The organism is Streptococcus oralis subsp. dentisani (genome assembly GCF_007475365.1).
Taxonomy (GTDB): domain Bacteria; phylum Bacillota; class Bacilli; order Lactobacillales; family Streptococcaceae; genus Streptococcus; species Streptococcus mitis_AX.
On the sequence record NZ_CP034442.1, the window covers coordinates 1,605,001 to 1,618,263 of the forward strand.

Genomic DNA, 13,263 nt, shown 5'->3' on the forward strand with positions numbered 1-13,263 from the left:
TATTTATCTTCTGTTCTGAAGTTTACAGTTGAGAAAGTTGATGATTTTGGAAATCCAATTCAGTTACTAGATCCGGTCAGTCAGGATACAATCTTATTTGAAGTTGCTTATACGACCGTTGAGTTTGCTTTTGGTAGGGCTAAATCCATTCAAGAGGTTGAGGAGCGTTTTAGAGACTACATGGATCTGATTCAGAAAAAGTTGGGTGAAACAAATCATGCCATAGTTGGTTCTGGAATCCATCCCTACTGGGAGAAGAATGAGAATCAACCAGTTGCTTCTGCACGCTATCAGATGTTGATGAACTATTTGAAGTTGAGCAGAACCGTTCCAAGAACGGATTTGCACGATTACCTGCAATATGGTGCTTTTATCTGTGGGAGCCAAGTTCAACTGGATGTTTCAAAGTCTAACTTTCTGCGGGTCATTAACGCTTTTACTCAGATTGAAGCAGCCAAAGCTTATTTGTTTGCCAATTCAGAGTTTTCAGGGGAAGATTGGAATACCAAGATTTCTAGGGATATTTTTTGGGAAGAGTCTATGCATGGGATTTATCCTGAAAATGTAGGTGTTAATGCCAGACTCTTCAAAGATGAGAATGATTTTTTTGATTATCTGGATCACTCTGCGATTTTTACTGCGGAACGGGATGGTGAAACCTATTATTTTTATCCAATTCGAGCAAAAGATTATTTGACTACACCTGAAATCCAAGCATTCACCCTTAATGGGGATGAGGTATTGATTCATCCTCAGGAGGAGGATTTCCAAACTCATCGTAGTTACCAGTACCAAGACTTAACGACTCGAGGAACGGTTGAGTTTCGCAGTGTTTGTACTCAGCCGCTTGATAGGACTTTTGCTTCTGCAGCCTTTCACTTGGGATTGTTGGTTAATTTAGACAAACTGGAATCTTACTTAGAAGCAGCACCTTTCTTTAAAGTATTTGGGCGTAATTATAAGTTTTTAAGGCGACAATTTTCTAAAAAACAACTCACAGATGAGGAGGAAGCTGCGATTCGAGAATTTTCTAAAGGCTTACTCCTTCTAGCTGAGCAAGGACTGGAGAAGAGAGGCAAGCATGAAATGACCTACTTACAGCCTTTGAAAGAAGAATTGGGACTATAATTTCTCTTATAAAGCGAGAATTTTCTGAAAAATCATGATATAATGAAAGAGACTATAGATAAAGGATAGAGAGTAATGACATTAGTTTATCAATCAACGCGTGATGCCAACAATACAGTAACTGCCAGCAAAGCAATTTTGCAAGGTTTGGCGACGGATGGTGGTTTATTTACACCGCTTACTTATCCAAAGGTGGATTTGGACTTTGAAAAATTGAAAGATGCTTCTTACCAAGAAGTGGCTAAATTAGTTTTGTCAGCCTTTTTAGATGACTTTACTGCGGAGGAGTTGGACTACTGTATCAACAATGCCTATGATAGTAAGTTTGATACTCCAGCTATTGCGCCATTGGTGAAACTGGATGGGCAATACAACTTGGAACTCTTCCATGGTTCAACCATTGCCTTCAAGGATATGGCCTTGTCTATCTTGCCATACTTTATGACAACAGCTGCTAAGAAACATGGCTTGGAGAACAAAATCGTCATTTTGACAGCGACATCTGGTGATACTGGGAAAGCTGCTATGGCAGGATTTGCAGATGTACCTGGTACAGAGATCATCGTCTTTTATCCAAAAGATGGTGTCAGCAAGGTGCAAGAGTTGCAAATGACTACTCAGACTGGCGACAATACTCATGTTATCGCCATTGATGGGAACTTTGACGATGCGCAAACTAACGTCAAACATATGTTTAACGATGTGGCTCTTCGTGAAAAATTGGCTGCCGACAAATTGCAATTTTCATCAGCTAACTCTATGAACATTGGTCGTTTGGTACCACAGATTGTTTATTATGTTTATGCCTACGCTCAGTTGGTCAAGTCTGGTGATATTGTGGCTGGAGAAAAGGTCAACTTCACAGTACCAACAGGAAACTTTGGAAATATCTTGGCTGCCTTTTATGCTAAGCAAATTGGTCTGCCAGTTGGCAAATTGATCTGTGCTTCAAATGACAATAATGTTTTAACTGACTTCTTTAAAACTCGTGTTTACGACAAGAAACGTGAGTTTAAAGTAACAACTAGTCCATCTATGGATATCTTGGTATCTTCAAACTTGGAGCGTTTGATTTTCCATCTTTTGGGGAATGATGCGGTTAAGACAGCTGAACTCATGAACACCTTGAATACACAAGGACAATATGAATTGACAGACTTTGATGCAGCGATTCTGGAACTCTTTGCAGCTGAATATGCGACTGAGGAAGAAACTGCGGCAGAAATTAAACGTGTTTATCAAACAGATGCCTATATCGAGGATCCACATACGGCGGTTGCCTCAGCTGTTTATAGAAAATACCAAGTGGCTACTGGCGATGCGACTAAGACAGTGATTGCTTCAACAGCTAGTCCATACAAGTTCCCAGTGGTTGCCGTAGAAGCGGTAACAGGAAAAGCAGGCTTGACAGACTTTGAAGCCTTGGCTCAATTGCATGAAATCTCAGGAGTGGCAGTGCCACCAGCGGTTGATGGCCTTGAAACAGCTCCAGTTCGTCATAAAACAACAGTGGCAGCTGCTGACATGCAAGCAGCGGTGGAGGCTTATCTAGGACTTTAAGACAGGGGGAGTAAACTCGGTTGGGAAATCAACTGAGTTTCTTTTCATCAGGAGGAAGGATTGTTTAAGAAAAATAAAGACATTCTTAATATTGCATTGCCAGCTATGGGTGAAAACTTTTTGCAGATGCTTATGGGCATGGTGGACAGTTACTTGGTCGCTCACTTGGGACTGATAGCTATTTCAGGTGTTTCAGTTGCTGGCAATATTATCACGATTTACCAGGCGATTTTTATCGCTCTGGGAGCTGCTATTTCCAGCGTTATTTCAAAAAGTTTGGGGCAGAAAGATCAGTCCAAGTTGGCTTATCACGTGACAGAGGCTCTCAAGATAACCCTATTGCTGAGTGGATTTTTAGGCGCCTTATCCATCTTTGCTGGGCAAGAGATGATAGGACTTTTGGGAACTGAACAGGCTGTGGCTGAGAGTGGTGGGCTCTACCTATCTTTGGTGGGTGGATTGATTGTTCTCTTGGGCTTGATGACGAGTCTAGGTGCCTTGATTCGTGCAACGCATAATCCGCGTCTACCCCTCTATGTGAGTCTGTTATCCAATGCCTTGAATATTCTTTTTTCAAGTCTAGCTATTTTTGTCCTTGATATGGGCATAGCGGGTGTTGCTTGGGGGACTATCTTGTCTCGCTTAGTCGGTCTTGTGATTTTGTGGTCGCAATTAAAGCTGCCTTTTGAGAAACCGACTTTTGCTTTAGATAAAGAACTATTGACCTTGGCTTTGCCAGCGGCAGGAGAACGTCTCATGATGCGAGCTGGAGATGTAGTGATCATTGCCTTGGTTGTTTCTTTTGGGACGGAGGCAGTAGCGGGGAATGCAGTCGGAGAAGTCTTGACCCAGTTTAACTATATGCCTGCCTTTGGCGTCGCCACGGCGACGGTCATGCAGGTAGCTCGAGCAGTTGGAGAGGATAACTGGGAAAGAGTAGATGATTTGAGCAAGCAAACCTTTTGGCTTTCTCTGCTTCTCATGTTGCCCTTAACTCTCAGTATCTATGCCTTAGGGACACCACTGACTCATCTCTATACGACCGATCCTGTAGCGGTTGAAGCTAGCGTTTTGGTGGCACTGTTCTCTCTACTAGGAACTCCAATGGCGATAGGGACAGTTATATATACGGCAGTTTGGCAGGGATTGGGGAATGCTCGCCTCCCCTTTTATGCGACAAGTATTGGGATGTGGTGTATCCGAATTGGCACAGCTTATCTTATGGGGCTTGTTCTTGGTTGGGGCTTGCCTGGTATTTGGGCAGGGACACTTTTGGATAACGGTTTTCGCTGGTTATTTCTACGTTACCGTTACCAGCGTTATATGAGCTTGAAAGGATAGGAAATGCAAAAAATAGCCTTTATTTGGGATTTAGACGGAACCTTATTGGACTCTTACGAAGCGATTTTATCAGGGATTGAGGAGACATTTGCTCAGTTTGCTATTCCCTATGATAAGGAGAAAGTGAGAGAGTTTATCCTCAAATTTTCGGTGCAGGATTTGCTGGAACAGGTGGCAGAAGAGAGAAATCTGGATGCGGAAGTGCTCAATCAGGTACGTGCCCAGAGCTTGTCTGAGAAGAATGCCCAGGTAGTTTTGATGCCAGGTGCGCGTGAAGTGCTAGCTTGGGCAGACCAAGCAGGAATTCAGCAGTTTGTCTATACTCATAAGGGGGACAATGCTTTCGCTATTCTAAGAGACTTGGGTTTGGAATGTTATTTTACAGAGATTCTAACCAGTCAGAGTGGCTTTGCGCGCAAGCCTAATCCAGAAGCGGCGACATATCTGCTAGACAAGTATAAGTTGGATCCTAGGGATACCTATTATATAGGGGATCGGATTTTGGATGTGGAATTTGCCCAGAATAGCAGCATTCAAAGCATTAACTTTCTAGAGTCGTCTTATGAAGGGAATCAGAAGATTCAAGCGCTAGCAAATATTCCTTATATTTTTGAGGATAAGTGACGAGAAAATTGTGTCATTTTTGTGACAGAAACCTAACAAACTATTTCAAGTAATCGAGTTTGTTACAAGGAATAGACAGTTCTATTAAATAGGCCCGAGAGGGCTTTTTTTGTGTTATGATAGACAGGTACTCATTTGAAAGGAATGTGAAAGAATGAAGAAAAGAATTATTTTAGCCTCAACAGTAGCCTTGTCTTTTGCGCCAGAATTGGCAACTCAAGCGGAAGAAATTGCATGGACAGCACGTACCGTTGAGCAAATCCAAAACGATTTGACTAAAACGGACAACAAAACAAGCTATACAGTACAGTATGGTGATACCCTGAGCACGATTGCAGAAGCTTTGGGAGTAGATGTGACAGTTCTTGCTAATTTGAACAAGATCACTAATATGGACTTGATTTTCCCAGATACTGTCCTCACTACAACTGTCAATGAGGCAGAAGAGGTGACAGAAGTTGAAATCCAAACTCCTCAAGTAGATTCTAGTGAAGAAGTGACGACTGCGACAGCTGATTTGACGACCAACCAAGTGACAGTCGATGAGCAAACAGTTCAAGTGGAAGACCTTTCTCAACCAATTGAGGAAGTACCAAGTGCAACAGAGACTGAAAAACCAGTAGAAGTAGCGCCAAGTTCAGAAGTTTCTGAGACAGCGACAGTTGCTGAAGAGACACCATCTACAGAAGAACCTGTAGCAGAAGAAATAGCAGAAACAACTCGTCCAGTTGAAGAAGAAATTCCTCAAGCAGCGACTCCAGCTACCGAAGAAACGGCAGCAACAACTCCAACAGAAGCACCAATAGCAGCTGCGCCAGCAACTGAAACACCTGCTGATACAACGGAAACAAGTGCAACAGAAGAAACAGCAGCATCAACAGCAACTTCTGACACTGCAACTTCGACTTATCAAGCAGAGCAAAGCCAAACTCCTTCAAGAACTTATTCAGCTCCAGCGGCTCCTGACTATGCAGGGCTTGCTGTAGCCAAGTCTGAGAATGCTGGTCTACAACCACAAACTGCAGCCTTTAAAGAAGAAATTGCCAATTTGTTTGGAATCACATCCTTTAGTGGCTACCGTCCTGGTGACAGTGGGGACCATGGTAAAGGTTTGGCCATCGATTTTATGGTTCCAGTGAGTTCAGCACTCGGAGATCAAATTGCAGAATATGCAGTCCAAAATATGGCTAGCCGTGGTATCAACTATATCATCTGGAAACAACGTTTTTACGCTCCATACGATAGTAAATATGGACCGGCCTACACGTGGAATCCAATGCCAGACCGTGGTAGCGTAACCGAAAACCACTATGACCACGTTCACGTTTCAATGAACTAATAGCAAAAGAAGCTGAAAACTCATATGGTTGAGGCTTCTTTTTGTTATTCTAAATCGAAATGTTTTCAAATTTATGCTATAATCAAACTGAAGTTGGCTGAAAATCAAGTATTTTTATTTTAGTAGAAGGTGAGAACACTATGATGAATAGTTTGAAAAAAACATTTGAGAAAATCATTGATGACTTTGAAAAAGAATTTTGTGGTGAAGTCGTTGAACTCTTGATTATTACCTTACAAAATGTGGGAGGCGCGGCTGTTTTAAAGAATGGATGGAAGTTGCCTTCGGTTCATTTTGTAGCAAGTGTGAATGTGGAGACAAAGGAGTTCTCGGAAACAGAGGGACGTTTGGAGTGGTTGGTGAGTCCAGAGGAATATGAAGAAAAGGGCTTGCTCTATAGCTATAGTTTCGAGCCCTATCAGATTCATCACATCAAATGTCAGAAAAGACCACAAAGGCAATTAGAACCTTATATGGCAGCAGTAGCGAATAACTGTTATCGTCTGCTGGAATACATTGAAGATGGGCAGTCGGATAGTAGATTAGAAGCTCTGATTGCAGAATATGTTAAACCAGTCGTCATCAAAGATTCTATAGGCGAATTCACTTTAAATAGAGCTTATTCATGGTTTGAGGGAAGTATGGATCTTGCGGGAAGCAGGGTTAGCGTGATGTTGGATGCAAATGAAGATGCCAGCTTACCACCAAAATCATTTGGCTACTTGAAAACATTTGTCAGGGATATTGACCGAAGAGACTCTGAAATCCGAGACGTTATAGTAAAAGAGATGTGGGAAACAGCAGAGGACTGGCTAGCTTCAGACGGAGATGCCGAAGTATTAACAGAGGACTATTTTTATAATTCCTTGTATCTGGGGGAACTGTCTATCAGCGAAGCGGGGGATTTGACTCTTTATTATGGAGATAAAGAGGATATTTTTGCTGGGCATGCGGTAGAAGTCAGGGCAGATATTGAAGGAAATATAGAAAATGTGACCTTGGTAGGGTAAATGGACAGCATGTGATTATTTCTTTATTGTGAATAAGCAACTTAGTCCTGTTACAGGAGTTTCTCCATTATATTTTAAAAATAACTGAAATCAGCACCTTCTTTAGAAAGTGCTGATTTTTTTGAGATAATAGTAGAAAGTTTATACTTTTCGGCGTTTGAGAGCGAGCAAAGTTCGATAGAAAATGATTTGGCTGCTCTGGATATAGGGTAAGAATGAAAAACTAGCAATACCAAAGGTAATCCAGTTGAGGAAGTACCAAGGGAATAGTTGTAGGTCGAGGACAAAGCGCTGGAATTTGTAACCCTTCATCAAGAAACGGCTAGTTTTCAGGATTTGACGGGGTTTAGCATGTCCTAAATCCAGAGTGTCGCAGAGGAGGAATTCTACCTGCGAGTAAGCATAATGTTGCGGTACGTAGAGGAGATTGCCCACGATCATCAAGATGAGGCTCACGAAAAAGTAGAGCCCAAAGGTCATAAGGAATTGCTCGGTTTCAACTGATGAGAGGTCTAATTTTGGAAATTCCGGATGTAGGGCAACAAATCTTCGAGCCAAGAGATTGCTATAAAAGAGGCAATAAATGCCTACTAAGTTTGGAATGCTCCATAAAAATAGGTAGAAACGTTTGAGGAGCAGGGTCAGGAAGGTTTGCGAGAAGCGCTCTTCAGCAAAGAGGGTCAGGCTTGATTTTACGGAGAGTTCCGTATCAGGATCCTTGAGAAGTCGGAGTGTCGCAAAGGCAGCACCTGCTAGAAAAATCGTGCTCATAAAAGAAACCACTAGCGGGAAGAGATAGGCTTGGAGCACTTGTGCCAGCATGCTGAAAAAGGATTGCTCTAAAACACTTTCTTGGAGACGAGCCAAGGGGTTGAGAAAGCCTGATAAGATGACCAGTATGCTAGGTAAGAGATAGACGAGAAAGAGGCGGGGATTTTCAGCCTGAAATTGCCTCGTCTGCAGACGAATGGTTTTTAAATCAATTTTTGGGTATTTCATTCTTTCATTATACCATAAATAGTACACAGCTTGCTAATCCTTTGAAACCAGTGGACTTCTAGCGTGTTAAGCAAAAGTGAATACGAGATTGAATACGACTTTACTTTTAGCTGGAGCGGATGAAATCCATGAACTGGTCAACGACTTCAACACGTTGATTATCATTGATGTGGGTATACATATCAAGGGTGATTTGAACATTATTGTGACCGAGTCTATCTGAAATGATTTTGGCTGTAATACCAGCTTCAAACAGAAGAGAAGCATGTGTATGCCTAAATCCGTGAGGCGAAATTTTTTTAAGATCTTTGTGTTTACAAAAGAATCTGCTAAGCTTCACTTTCATAGTTGCGGCTAAAAGCCATCCCCCTATGTCATTCGTAAAAATATAATTCGAATCATGTTTGTAAGGCACACCAGCCTGGAAATATTCTTTTATTTGCTGTCGTTTCCAGAATTTCAAAACATTCAGAGTTTCATCATCTAAGGTGATAACCCTCTTACTCCTTTTGGTTTTAGGATCCTGAACAGTTTGTTTTTTGCCAATCACGACAGCCGTGCGAGAAATGCTTAACCGTTTATTTTCAAAGTCAACATCTGACCACATGAGACCGATAGCTTCTCCAGTTCTCAAGCCAGAAAAAGCGAGTAAGTGGAAAAAAGTGTAGTCTACAGGCTTAAAATTTGCTTTGGAAACTTTAAGGAATTCGGTCAGTTCCTGCTTTGTATAGTAGTTTTCTTTGCCCTTTAAGGGTTTATTTTTAGGCTTGATAATCTTGTCTAAGGGATTTGACTTAATGATGTCAAGAGAAGTGGCATACTTGAAAATACGGCTAATGACAGAGTAGTAATTAGAATATAGGATATAGCGATTGCTTAACTTTATAGCAACCTTCTGACAATAAGCGACACTGATCTGCTTAATCTTCATATCTGTGAAATACAAGTCAATCATAATATCAAGCTTTTTCTTGACATTCTGATAAGTTGTTGGTTTGACGGTATTTTTATAGCTATCAAGCCATAAATCAGCGACTTCAGCGAAAGTAGGATTCTGGAAATCTTCATTGTTTGAAAAACCATTTTCTTCAACATCTAAGAGAAGGTCACGTTCGGCAGCCTTAGCCTCTTTAATGGTTTTAAAACCACGACGTGTTGTGCGTTTTTCTTTTCCAGTTGCAGGGTCTATGCCCAGGTATGTTTGAAAGAGATATCTAGTCTCTCCTTTTTTTGTAATGTATTTTTTTATCATAAAAAGTCCTTTCTTTTCGATTGCTTGCCCGCATAGTTGAAAAGGTGTAGAACTTATGATAAACTATAGTTGTATTTTTTTATCATCTTTTCCATTGCTTGTCACATGGAAAGTTGAATCCTCACACTCAAAGTTTGGCGATGGCGAGTGTGGGGATTTTTTTATTTTTTAGCTAGGCGCCATATTGTTAAATCTAGATAATACGTTAATTCTTTTTCACGAGTAACAACTCTCTCGGTTTCAATATTTAGAGTTTTATATGGACCACCTCTACCAGTTAGGATTGCATCGTATCTGTAATTTGGATTAGCTATGTAAGATGAAATTTGTGATGCGATCACAGCTGGTAAGTATCCAACAAAGATATTATTCACTAAAACTTTGATAGCATTTTTATCATGCGGATTTGAAGGTTCTGGTAATAGTTGAACGTCTACTGTTTTCAATTTATTGTATTTGTAAACAGGTTTATATGTTTCGAGCATATAAGATTTCAAAGATTTATTATCTTTTCCAAAATAATGGACACCCTTGGAAAGAAAATCAGCAGCAGCTTCAGCTTCTTCTTTATGATAATTTGTTCCCATTAACAAGAAATCATCTCGGAAAACAATTGTATCAATCTGTGGACTGTAATTTTCAACTTTCTTCTTTTTCTCTCGCTTTGCAGTTAAACGACCAATAATGTAAGTTATAAAACCAGTAATAAACAAGAAGAAGCCGAGAGGTGGAAATAAAAATAGGAATATAGCACCTAAAACCATAAAGACAAGTCCAGCTTCTTTATATTCTTTGGGAGTGTGTTGCTTTTTACCGTTAGATAACAAAATAGATTGTTGTTTTTTTGTGACTACTTTTTTCTTTCTCTTTTTAGATGGTTTCAGAAAATCAGAAAGTCCAAATGTTGTCTTATGATAGATCTTGTTATACATGGCTTTCTTTGGATTTTTAACCCACCCCATCCCTTTCTTACCATATCCAGGAATAATAGCTTTTTTAGCTTGTCTTTTCCATTTGCTGGTAGTTCTAGCTTTCAAGCTCTTTTTTAGACTTGGTGTTCTCATTCCTATTTTCATAATCTTTTCTCTCTCAATTTCTATATACACTGACAACTTCCCCAATAGTTCGAATGTCGTCATTCTCTGTCAGATGGATTTCTTCGTATCCACTATTTAAACTTTGAAGATACCAGGATCCATCATAATCTCTTTTAAGCTTTTTGACGAAGTTCTTGCCATTCACCTGAAAGATGCCTATTGAGTTAATATCAACCTGACTAGTGACCTTGATAAAAAGCAGGTCATTATCTTCTATCAGAGGCTCCATTGAGTCACCAGCCACTTTAGCAATAGTGTCATATTCGTTAGGGACATCATTGGCTCTCAGTCTTACTTCCATGTGTAAATTGTCTTCTTGGAAAGTACCATGACCAGCAGCTACCAAACCCTCTACATAATCAGTAATGTAGTCCTCGTCATCTTGAGACTTGTTAAAGATAGAAATAATATTAGTGCTTTCTTGCTCCTCAAGTTGGTCTTTAGCATAGCTAAGAACTTTTTCTTGTCTAGGTTTCTCTAACTTATCGTAGATAGGTAAGATTTCAGGTTGTTCATTTGATGTTGAGTTACGTTCATTATCTGGTACACGTTTTTTCTCAACATCATAGCCCATAAGCCAAGGTTCGCTTACTTCAAGTGTTTTAGAAAGTAGGTAAATTCTGTGTTGATCAGGAGACTGTACGCCATTAACATACTGAGAAAGGGTACTTTTCCCCATTCTTATTCCTAATTCTTTTTGATAAGGTAATGATTTTTCAAGTATTTCAACTTGTTTTAAATTTCTTTCAGACATGAGCTGTTTTAGTCGCTCAGATGGGTTGCTGCTTCTCATGAAACCTCCTCCTTTTTCCTGTTTATAAGCCTATTATAAACCATCTTGAACAAAAATTCAATAGAAAGTTCATAAAAAATGAATTTTTTACTTGACTAGGTTCATTCAACGTGATAGAATATGTTTTGTAAGAAAGTTCATGAAAAATGAACAAGAAAGGAGTAAGCTAATGAGTAACGATTATTCAAAACTTGCAGGAAAGATTGTTGAAAAGTATGGCACTCAATACAACTTTGCTCAAGCAATGGGGCTCTCAGAGCGCTCAATCTCTTTAAAGATGAATAATAGAGTTCCTTGGAAAGATTTTGAGATGGCAAAAGCCTCAGAGTTATTAGATATTAATGTAAATCAATTACATGAATATTTTTTTACACCTAAAGTTCATGTTTGTGAACAAATAGCATAGAAAGGAGACGCTATGAACGAACTCATCAACGTAACTCTAAATGATAATCATGAGCCAGTAGTATCAGGTAGACAACTACACGAGGCTCTGGAAGTTAAAACAGAATATAAGAAGTGGTTTAGTCGTATGACTGAATACGGCTTTAATGAAAACGAAGACTTTTTAAAGGTGACCCAAAAATGTCTCACCTCTTCAACAGGTCAAAACACGACTGACCACCTCATCAAGCTAGACATGGCTAAAGAAATTGCTATGATCCAGCGAACGGAGCGAGGCAAGCAAGTCAGACAGTATTTCATCCAAGTAGAGAAAGATTTCAATAGCCCTGAGAAAATCATGGCAAGAGCCTTACTCATGGCAGACAAGAAGGTTCATAAGCTGGAAGCTCAGATTGAGGCTGATAAACCGAAGGTACTCTTTGCGGACGCAGTCAGCGCAAGTCACACATCTATCTTGGTCGGAGACCTTGCTAAGCTCATCAGTCAAAACGGCTACAAAATCGGAGGCAATCGTCTTTTTGTCTGGTTGCGTGAAAATGGCTACTTGATCAAGCGAAAAGGATCTGACTGGAACATGCCAACACAACGAAGCATGGAAATGAAACTCTTTGAAATCAAGGAGTCAACCATCACACATCCTGACGGTCATATCTCTGTCAGCAAGACCGTCAAGGTCACTGGCAAGGGGCAGCAGTATTTTATCAACAAATTTTTGAATGAGGAGGCAGTATGATGAGACCAAAACGATATCCGTATAGTGGGAAAAGAAAAAAGCCTATCGGGCAATCGATAGACTTACTAACAAGAATTAGTATACTCGAATCTCAAGTGATTAATCTAGCGAATCACGAAATGTCCAAGATACCATCTTCACGTTCTTCAACCGTATAGCCAGCACTGATACATTCTGAAATAATTTCATCTTTAGGAATTGAATATAGTGCTGGATCTATATGACAAACTTTAAATAATGGATTGCTCAGAATCGATTGAATGGTGCGGTCCAAATCATCCCAGCCAAAGCTAGGATAATTCTTTTCAGGTCTAGGTCGTAATCGTGACATCGGTCTTCTCCTTTCTATTGGAATTTTGACTAAAACGGTGAGAGGTCCTAGTCAAATTTATTATAGCAATCGAGGAGAAAATTTCATCAGTCTTGAGACGGATATAGGAGGTTGAATTGGAAGATAAAATCATTGAACTTGCTGATTACTTCATCAGCGAATCTAAAACCTACAGAGAAGCTAAAATAGCGTGTGAGAAGCTATTAAAACAAGTCAGCCATGAGATTGAACTCAGGGCGATGGAAAGTAATATTGTATAAACAAAAAAGCACCTGACAGCAATCAGGCGCATACTTAAATAATTAAAACCATTATATCACAAAAATGCTTGCCCGCATAGTTGAGAGGATGTAGAAAATGGAAGGAATAACGTTACAATTACGATTGGACGGCGAAAGTGCTGAATTGTTCACGAATCAATTATTGGCCTTTGCTGAAAAGCAGGTCAAGGAGCAGTTAGAGAATGATCGTATGCCAATCAATCAACAGGCTTTGATGAAGAAGTTTGGCTTTACTCATGGCTATATTAAAAAGTTAGAACGTAAAGGATTAAGATTTCGTAAGCAAGGGAAAGATATTATGTACGATGTCAATGATGTTTATGAGATTTTAGAGTTAGAAAAACAAGTACGAAAATTAAGAGCGTAAGGA

At 39.9% G+C, this 13,263-nt stretch carries 15 protein-coding genes (1 of these 15 only partly in view); 10 read left to right on the forward strand and 5 right to left on the reverse strand.

From position 1 onward, the window contains the following. From EJF26_RS08140 to EJF26_RS08165, 6 genes are all read left to right on the forward strand, one after another. Positions 1–1,128 carry the 3' portion of a glutamate-cysteine ligase family protein gene (locus EJF26_RS08140; RefSeq protein ID WP_000091642.1) on the forward strand. It extends 150 nt beyond the left edge of the window, so the window shows 1,128 of its 1,278 coding nt (coding positions 151–1,278); its start codon lies off the left edge, out of view; its stop codon occupies positions 1,126–1,128. Between the two features lie 75 nt (positions 1,129–1,203). Continuing rightward, positions 1,204–2,688 carry a threonine synthase gene (gene thrC, locus EJF26_RS08145; protein ID WP_000177119.1) on the forward strand — a complete coding sequence of 495 codons (1,485 nt, stop codon included), beginning with the start codon at positions 1,204–1,206 and terminating at the stop codon, positions 2,686–2,688. Between the two features lie 60 nt (positions 2,689–2,748). Further along, entirely contained in the window at positions 2,749–4,029 is a 1,281-nt protein-coding gene (locus tag EJF26_RS08150; protein WP_000473990.1) for an MATE family efflux transporter, read from the forward strand. A gap of 3 nt (positions 4,030–4,032) precedes the next feature. Then, on the forward strand, positions 4,033–4,653 hold the full coding sequence (locus tag EJF26_RS08155; RefSeq protein ID WP_001169118.1) for an HAD family hydrolase: 621 nt from the start codon (positions 4,033–4,035) through the stop codon (positions 4,651–4,653). Positions 4,654–4,807: 154 nt separating this feature from the next. After that, positions 4,808–5,992 carry a LysM peptidoglycan-binding domain-containing protein gene (locus EJF26_RS08160; RefSeq protein WP_000745994.1) on the forward strand — a complete coding sequence of 395 codons (1,185 nt, stop codon included), beginning with the start codon at positions 4,808–4,810 and terminating at the stop codon, positions 5,990–5,992. 143 nt (positions 5,993–6,135) lie between these two features. Then, positions 6,136–7,002 (forward strand): DUF2262 domain-containing protein, encoded by an 867-nt coding sequence (locus EJF26_RS08165; protein ID WP_260468657.1) that lies wholly within the window; start codon positions 6,136–6,138, stop codon positions 7,000–7,002. Positions 7,003–7,143: 141 nt separating this feature from the next. On the opposite strand, the gene EJF26_RS08170 is transcribed toward EJF26_RS08165, so the two are convergent. From EJF26_RS08170 to EJF26_RS08185, 4 genes are all read right to left on the reverse strand, one after another. Continuing rightward, positions 7,144–8,001: a DUF975 family protein gene (locus EJF26_RS08170; RefSeq protein ID WP_000876915.1), complete on the reverse strand. Its 858-nt coding sequence runs from the start codon at positions 7,999–8,001 to the stop codon at positions 7,144–7,146. A 106-nt stretch (positions 8,002–8,107) separates the two neighbouring features. Then, positions 8,108–9,253 (reverse strand): site-specific integrase, encoded by a 1,146-nt coding sequence (locus EJF26_RS08175; protein WP_000592963.1) that lies wholly within the window; start codon positions 9,251–9,253, stop codon positions 8,108–8,110. Between the two features lie 161 nt (positions 9,254–9,414). Next, on the reverse strand, positions 9,415–10,359 hold the full coding sequence (locus EJF26_RS08180) for an HIRAN domain-containing protein (protein ID WP_000275064.1): 945 nt from the start codon (positions 10,357–10,359) through the stop codon (positions 9,415–9,417). After that, on the reverse strand, positions 10,343–11,143 hold the full coding sequence (locus EJF26_RS08185) for a S24 family peptidase (protein ID WP_001257898.1): 801 nt from the start codon (positions 11,141–11,143) through the stop codon (positions 10,343–10,345). Before EJF26_RS08185 ends, EJF26_RS08180 begins: the two co-directional genes overlap by 17 nt. Positions 11,144–11,312: 169 nt before the next feature. Here EJF26_RS08185 and EJF26_RS08190 point away from each other — a divergent pair, with 169 nt between their 5' ends. Further along, positions 11,313–11,549, forward strand: a complete 237-nt coding sequence (locus tag EJF26_RS08190) for a DUF739 family protein (RefSeq protein WP_004246378.1) — start codon at positions 11,313–11,315, stop codon at positions 11,547–11,549. 12 nt (positions 11,550–11,561) lie between these two features. Further along, positions 11,562–12,281, forward strand: coding sequence for a phage antirepressor KilAC domain-containing protein (locus EJF26_RS08195; RefSeq protein WP_001004038.1), 720 nt, complete (start codon positions 11,562–11,564; stop codon positions 12,279–12,281). Between the two features lie 112 nt (positions 12,282–12,393). Here the strand turns inward: EJF26_RS08195 and EJF26_RS08200 are convergent, their stop codons facing one another. After that, positions 12,394–12,612 (reverse strand): hypothetical protein, encoded by a 219-nt coding sequence (locus EJF26_RS08200; RefSeq protein ID WP_000088838.1) that lies wholly within the window; start codon positions 12,610–12,612, stop codon positions 12,394–12,396. A 116-nt stretch (positions 12,613–12,728) separates the two neighbouring features. Here EJF26_RS08200 and EJF26_RS09860 point away from each other — a divergent pair, with 116 nt between their 5' ends. Both EJF26_RS09860 and EJF26_RS08205 read left to right on the forward strand, forming a co-directional pair. Next, entirely contained in the window at positions 12,729–12,872 is a 144-nt protein-coding gene (locus EJF26_RS09860) for a hypothetical protein (RefSeq protein WP_000389584.1), read from the forward strand. Between the two features lie 97 nt (positions 12,873–12,969). Next, on the forward strand, positions 12,970–13,260 hold the full coding sequence (locus EJF26_RS08205) for a hypothetical protein (protein WP_000398535.1): 291 nt from the start codon (positions 12,970–12,972) through the stop codon (positions 13,258–13,260). The last annotated feature ends 3 nt before the right edge of the window (positions 13,261–13,263 follow it).

What these genes read in the sequence shown, in the direction of transcription:
- thrC (WP_000177119.1), top strand. Translation starts at nt 1,204, where the DNA reads ATGACATTAGTTTATCAATCAACGCGTGATGCCAACAATACAGTAACT.
- EJF26_RS08155 (WP_001169118.1), top strand. Translation starts at nt 4,033, where the DNA reads ATGCAAAAAATAGCCTTTATTTGGGATTTAGACGGAACCTTATTGGAC.
- EJF26_RS08160 (WP_000745994.1), top strand. Translation starts at nt 4,808, where the DNA reads ATGAAGAAAAGAATTATTTTAGCCTCAACAGTAGCCTTGTCTTTTGCG.
- EJF26_RS08165 (WP_260468657.1), top strand. Translation starts at nt 6,136, where the DNA reads ATGAATAGTTTGAAAAAAACATTTGAGAAAATCATTGATGACTTTGAA.
- EJF26_RS08170 (WP_000876915.1), bottom strand. Translation starts at nt 8,001, where the DNA reads ATGAAATACCCAAAAATTGATTTAAAAACCATTCGTCTGCAGACGAGG.
- EJF26_RS08175 (WP_000592963.1), bottom strand. Translation starts at nt 9,253, where the DNA reads ATGATAAAAAAATACATTACAAAAAAAGGAGAGACTAGATATCTCTTT.
- EJF26_RS08185 (WP_001257898.1), bottom strand. Translation starts at nt 11,143, where the DNA reads ATGAGAAGCAGCAACCCATCTGAGCGACTAAAACAGCTCATGTCTGAA.
- EJF26_RS08190 (WP_004246378.1), top strand. Translation starts at nt 11,313, where the DNA reads ATGAGTAACGATTATTCAAAACTTGCAGGAAAGATTGTTGAAAAGTAT.
- EJF26_RS08195 (WP_001004038.1), top strand. Translation starts at nt 11,562, where the DNA reads ATGAACGAACTCATCAACGTAACTCTAAATGATAATCATGAGCCAGTA.
- EJF26_RS08200 (WP_000088838.1), bottom strand. Translation starts at nt 12,612, where the DNA reads ATGTCACGATTACGACCTAGACCTGAAAAGAATTATCCTAGCTTTGGC.
- EJF26_RS08205 (WP_000398535.1), top strand. Translation starts at nt 12,970, where the DNA reads ATGGAAGGAATAACGTTACAATTACGATTGGACGGCGAAAGTGCTGAA.